The following is a 5,057-nucleotide window of genomic DNA, read 5'->3' on the forward strand; positions in this document are numbered from 1 at the left end:
TCCGGAGGCCGCTCAAAACCGGCCTTTGGCTCCCGACCCGGCGGATCGTCAAGGTCCGGTCCTGGCTTTAAAGGTAAGACCGGCGGGGGACGGAAGCCTGGCGCAGGCCGACCCAGTGGCCCGAGGCCAGGCGGCAAACGCCCCGGCGGCAAGCCCGGAGGAAAGAATCGTAGCTGACAAATCGGGAATCACCGCTGATGCCATACACGCCTGCCGCATGCTAGATTGAGTGCCGGACCCGTCCAGACCCATTTGTCCGCACCATTTTTTGTGGCAGCAAGGAAGCCCGCATGGCCAACACCTTCAGTCGTGACATCCTGATCCAGGCGTCGGATCCCAAGAGCGCAGCTGCCTTCTACATCGAAAATCTCGGTTTTGAAGTTACCAGTGAAGAGCCGGACATGATCAGCCTTCACGGCAAACACATCACTCTATTCATCGAGCAGGGGCCGCCGCTCGGTCCGGTTCTCGAAGTAGCCGTGGACAGCGTGGAGGCCGCCAAACGCCGACTGCTGGCAAAAGGCTGCACACTGGTTAAAGACGAACCCGATTTCCCGCGCTGCTACATCCGCGACATATATGGCTTGACCTACAATCTGACCAGCCATGCCCAGGAGTAATGCGCAACCAACAAGTTGCATATATCGATCAAATTAGCTATCATGCAACCTTGAGGTTGTGGGAGCTAGCCATGTCACACAAAATCCGTAAGCGCATCACCGCCAAACCTAAGGCCAAGGCCCGCGTTTTCGCCGCCCTCGGCGACAAGACCAGACTGGCCCTGGTAGCCAAGCTCTGCTCCGGCGAGCCCTGCTCCATCGCCCAGCTCTCCGACGAGTCCAAGCTCACCCGCCAGGCCATCACCAAGCATCTCGGAGTCCTCGAGCGCGCCGGCATCGTCCGCAGCTCCCACGCCGGCCGCGAGCGCCTCTTTGAGTTCGACCCAGAGCCGATCGAGGGCCTGCAGGCCTACCTGGGGTCTGTGTCCAAACAATGGGACCAGACGCTGGCCCGCCTCAAATCGCATGTAGAGAAGTAAATCCGCTCAAGCCAAGCTCAAGAGAGAGCGTGATCGCGTGAAGAAGATTCGCCCCAACATCAAGTACCGCGATGCGTGGGAGGCCTACGACCGTAGATGGGCGCTGGCGTGGGCGGGCACCGTGATCTTTGTGCTGGCCTTTATATTCACCATGTCCGGACCTCGAGGCGAGACCAGCCCTCTTCCCCTGATCGCCGCTGTCATCCTGTTTTTCGTGTTGTATCTTCGCTTTATGCTGTGGCGGTGTCCACGCTGCGGACACATATACTCCATCCCTGGATTGCGCAGTCTTGCCCGGGGAAGCGAATGCCAAAGCTGTCATCTTCTCCGCTCAAAGATTTGAACTCCAGGGCCTGATGGCGTTCGAAACAAATTCCCGGGCTCGCGCATCTGATAGGTATGAACACCAAAAAAGCGACATTTGGAGCGGGCTGTTTCTGGGGCGTCGAAGCAGCCTTCGCAGCGATCCCCGGCGTAACGGCCACTGCCGTCGGCTATGAGGGCGGTAAGCTCGACAAGCCTACCTACAAAGACGTCTGCACCGATCAAACGGGCCACGCCGAAGTGGTGGAATTGGACTTCGATCCCGAAAAGGTCAGCTACGAACAGATTCTGGACGCGTTCTTCAACCTCCACGATCCCACCACGCCGAACCGCCAGGGACCCGACTGGGGCACGCAGTATCGCTCCGCCATCTTCTTCCACTCCCCCGAGCAGGAGAAGCAGGCCAACGCCAAAATTGAGCAATTGACCGCTTCCGGTCAGTTTGCACCCAGGCGCATCGTCACCAAGGTCGAGCCCGCGCAAACTTTCTGGCGCGCCGAAGAATATCACCAGAAGTATCTGGAAAAGCGCGGCCAGGCCAGCTGCCACATTTAAGGACAGTTTTCAGTTCAGAGTCAGTCTTCAGCTGCAACCGAGCCAACTGAAGCCTGGCAGCTGGATCACTGACCACTGACCACTGAAAAACTACTCCTTGCCCTGTCCTAGCCGCCATGCCTTGATGTACTTCCAGTGGATGTAAACCGAGTGATTGATATGCAGAATCAATCCTTCGCGTCCATCCAGAAAACCCAGGCGCAAAACGTAGTTATAGATAAACGTTGCCGCCGGGTTCAGCACCGCGTTCCATATAAACGGAGCCAAAGCCCGGCTGTCTTTGCCGCGCTGGTGCAGCAGCAGCGCAATCTCTGAGCTGTAGCGGTTCATGTGCTCGAGATAAACGCCCATCGTGGGATAGGCATGATGCAACATGTCTCCGCGCAGTTTGCCCCGCGGCCCCCTGAATTGCGGCGTTGAATGCGGCCCCACACCTTCGGTCAGGCGCGCCGTTCCGCGCTTGAAAAGACGCAGCTTATGGTCGGGATAAAACCCGCCGTGCCGGATCCATTTGCCAAAATATAAATTCAGCCGCGGAATCCAGTAAGCATCGAACCTCGGTTCACCCGCCAGCAGTGTGCGAATCTCCTGCTGCAGCTCCGGTGTCAACACCTCGTCCGCATCCAGCAGCAGAATCCAGTCGCTCGTGCACAAATCCAGCGCGACGTTCTTCTGCTCGCCATGCCCGCCAAAAGCGTGGTAGGTGGTCTTCGCTCCAAATGATTTTGCAATTTCGATGGTGCGATCGCGCGAGCCCGAATCCACCACCACGATCTCGTCCGCCCACTTCACGCTTTCAAGCGTGCGAGGCAGATTCGCCTCTTCGTTCATGGCGATCATCGCGATCGAGAGAGTCTTGCGCTGCGATGGCATCTGACCGAAGGATAAATCAGCGCTCCCGCGCTTTCTCATTCCCGGTCGACGAGCGAACTAGAACCGGATCGTTACGCCCTGCTCGCACATATCCGTCAACACTGACAAAAGATTCGTGATACCCAGCAGCTGCCGAATACGCGGGGCCATGTTCACCAGCACCAGGCAGCTTCCTCCCGATTTGGCAGAGACGTAGAGCCGCACAATCGTGCCCAGGCCCATGCTGTCCATGTGCTTCAGGTCGGTCAGGTCCAGCACAATACGCTTTGCCTTCGGAATCAGCGCGCGAACTTCAGAGGCCAGCACATCACAAACGCCCAGCACCAGCTTGCCGTGGCACTTCACGGTAGCAACGTCGCCAATGAGTTCAACATCAAGCGTCAGCGGGGGAACGGCTGCGATCTCTGGCATTCGGTCTTCCTTCAAGAAAAATAAGAGCGGGGAACCGGGGAATGCTGGATTCTCTCACAACCCTGAATCAATATGAAACCGAAAACCAGGCGCGTGCTCGAACGTATCTGCACCGCGGGTTCAAGCGATCAGCGAGGTCCTGCGGAAGTTCGCAACGGAAGATGATAGCGGGGATCCACCGGAACCCGTTTGATGCGATGGCCTGCGGCACACACCAGCTCGTCCCACAGCCATTCCGCAGCCTCGACCTCTCCCGTCGATGCGTCATTTTCAAGCCTCACAAACAGCGGAACTCGTGCTGGGCATGTCTTCTCAACGCATTGCAGCCAGTGCAGTAACACCGTCTCTCCGCTGTTGGGCGCGTGCATGATCTTGTGCCGCGTGTCGAAACCGCGACATGAACGAAACATGGAGTAGTTGCCGATGTGCTTGCAGTTCAGGCACACCGTAGCAATCGAACGAACCTCGATCTTTCGGGCATCGGGGTTGCCAAATGGCGAGCCGATTCGATCGTGCGGCAGCAAGATCGGCTGCCCGCACCACGAGCAGAAAAAGCAGCAGTGGGGCACTGAACAAATCGTGCTTCCAGCCGCGCTTACCGACTCAATCCGCGCATGAGGAGCTTCCCCTTCTGCTGCGGCCTTTCCACCCGGAAAGACTTGCAGTCCCCTGAGTACCAGCACATAGCCACTTTCATCGCCCAGTATCTTCATGGCCTTCCTCTCTCGTTTACGACGGCGTCAGAGCTCTGGCGCAGGGGGGATTCCAGGATGCCTACCATTGAAATAACTCGAGTTATAGGTGACTGGGAATTCCACTTACGGACTAATTACGGAAAGTTACCGGAGACAGTTACAAATCCCTATAAATAACGCGGCATTTGCATTACCTTATGCACATAGGTAACAAGTTACTTATCGTTCAATCTAGAAAATCAGGGCCATTGAGTATTGAAGGCAACCCGCTCATTAGCGGATGCAGCCCAGGTAATGCCAAGGGCGTCCGCAAGTGGGTACTTTCGGGCTCACCGATCATTCGCAACGTAACCAAATGACACCAAATACAACTTCATGAACGGCCGGTGGATAGGATAAAACCAATCAGAAGAAAGCCATCGACGTCCTCACCGCTGGCCGTGATAAAGTGAGATTCCCCGCAAGTTTAAGGTAGAAGTTATGGCAGCAGGCATTCATTTGCCCGGCAACAACGAGACCATCGATCTGCAGCAGCAGGTCGCCCGCCTGCAGGCGCTGCTCGAGGCGTCGCGCCAGGTCCACTCCACTATCCGCGAAGAAGCTGTGCTCGGCGCCGTCCTCCGCATTGTCGTCCGCGAGCTTGAGATGGCTGGCGCCGCCTTCCCGGGAACCGGCCTCAGCTACGGCGATATTTCCGACTCTCCCGCGCAAGCCGACGAAGCTCGCGCGCTTCCCCTCTATCTGTTGCAGGATCGCGAGGGTAAGCGCATGGCTGAGCTGGTTGTTGCCCCGCCCGACGGCCGCGAACTCACGATCTACGAAGCCGACTTCATCGAGGGCCTGGTTCTGCAAGCCGCCGTCGCCCTTGAAAACGCTCGCAACCACGAGCGCAATTTGCAATGGGCCCGCGTTCAGCAGGATCTTGATGCTGCCCGGAATATCCAGCGCTCGCTGCTTCCGCAAGAGCTGCCCGACATCGCCGGCTATTCGCTGGCCTTTCGCTCCGTCACCTGCTACGAGGTCGGCGGCGACTATCTCGACCTTGTCGAACAGCCCGATGGCAGCCTCCTGATTGCAGTCGCCGACGTTGCCGGCAAAGGCCTGGCCTCGGCCATGATGTCCACCAGCTTCCGCGCCGCTTTCCGCGCCATGGCCATCAC

The 5,057-nt window shown here is 57.8% G+C and carries 9 protein-coding genes; 6 read left to right on the top strand and 3 right to left on the bottom strand.

All coding sequences use genetic code 11. The features are described from left to right. The 5 genes from WA354_RS21445 to msrA form a co-directional block, all read left to right on the top strand. Positions 1–229 (top strand): hypothetical protein (locus WA354_RS21445; RefSeq protein WP_472815060.1); only part of this gene is annotated, 229 nt, incomplete at its 5' end. 61 nt (positions 230–290) lie between these two features. Continuing rightward, positions 291–620 (top strand): VOC family protein, encoded by a 330-nt coding sequence (locus tag WA354_RS21450; RefSeq protein ID WP_472815061.1) that lies wholly within the window; start codon positions 291–293, stop codon positions 618–620. Between the two features lie 71 nt (positions 621–691). Then, positions 692–1,039: an ArsR/SmtB family transcription factor gene (locus WA354_RS21455; RefSeq protein WP_472815062.1), complete on the top strand. Its 348-nt coding sequence runs from the start codon at positions 692–694 to the stop codon at positions 1,037–1,039. Between the two features lie 37 nt (positions 1,040–1,076). Next, positions 1,077–1,382, top strand: coding sequence for a hypothetical protein (locus tag WA354_RS21460; protein WP_472815063.1), 306 nt, complete (start codon positions 1,077–1,079; stop codon positions 1,380–1,382). A 56-nt stretch (positions 1,383–1,438) separates the two neighbouring features. Then, positions 1,439–1,918: a peptide-methionine (S)-S-oxide reductase MsrA gene (msrA, locus tag WA354_RS21465; RefSeq protein ID WP_472815064.1), complete on the top strand. Its 480-nt coding sequence runs from the start codon at positions 1,439–1,441 to the stop codon at positions 1,916–1,918. Positions 1,919–2,008: 90 nt separating this feature from the next. On the opposite strand, the gene WA354_RS21470 is transcribed toward msrA, so the two are convergent. From WA354_RS21470 to WA354_RS21480, 3 genes are all read right to left on the bottom strand, one after another. Then, positions 2,009–2,791, bottom strand: a complete 783-nt coding sequence (locus WA354_RS21470) for a glycosyltransferase family 2 protein (protein WP_472815065.1) — start codon at positions 2,789–2,791, stop codon at positions 2,009–2,011. 57 nt (positions 2,792–2,848) lie between these two features. Beyond that, complete coding sequence (locus tag WA354_RS21475) at positions 2,849–3,202, bottom strand: STAS domain-containing protein (protein ID WP_472815066.1); 354 nt, start codon at positions 3,200–3,202, stop codon at positions 2,849–2,851. Between the two features lie 128 nt (positions 3,203–3,330). Then, positions 3,331–3,915, bottom strand: coding sequence for a hypothetical protein (locus WA354_RS21480; RefSeq protein WP_472815067.1), 585 nt, complete (start codon positions 3,913–3,915; stop codon positions 3,331–3,333). Between the two features lie 462 nt (positions 3,916–4,377). Between WA354_RS21480 and WA354_RS21485 the strand changes: the two genes are divergently transcribed. Then, a partial coding sequence (locus tag WA354_RS21485) for a PP2C family protein-serine/threonine phosphatase (protein WP_472815068.1) occupies positions 4,378–5,057 on the top strand: 680 nt, incomplete at its 3' end.

It is taken from the genome of Occallatibacter sp., assembly GCF_049802275.1.
GTDB lineage: Bacteria > Acidobacteriota > Terriglobia > Terriglobales > Acidobacteriaceae > Telmatobacter.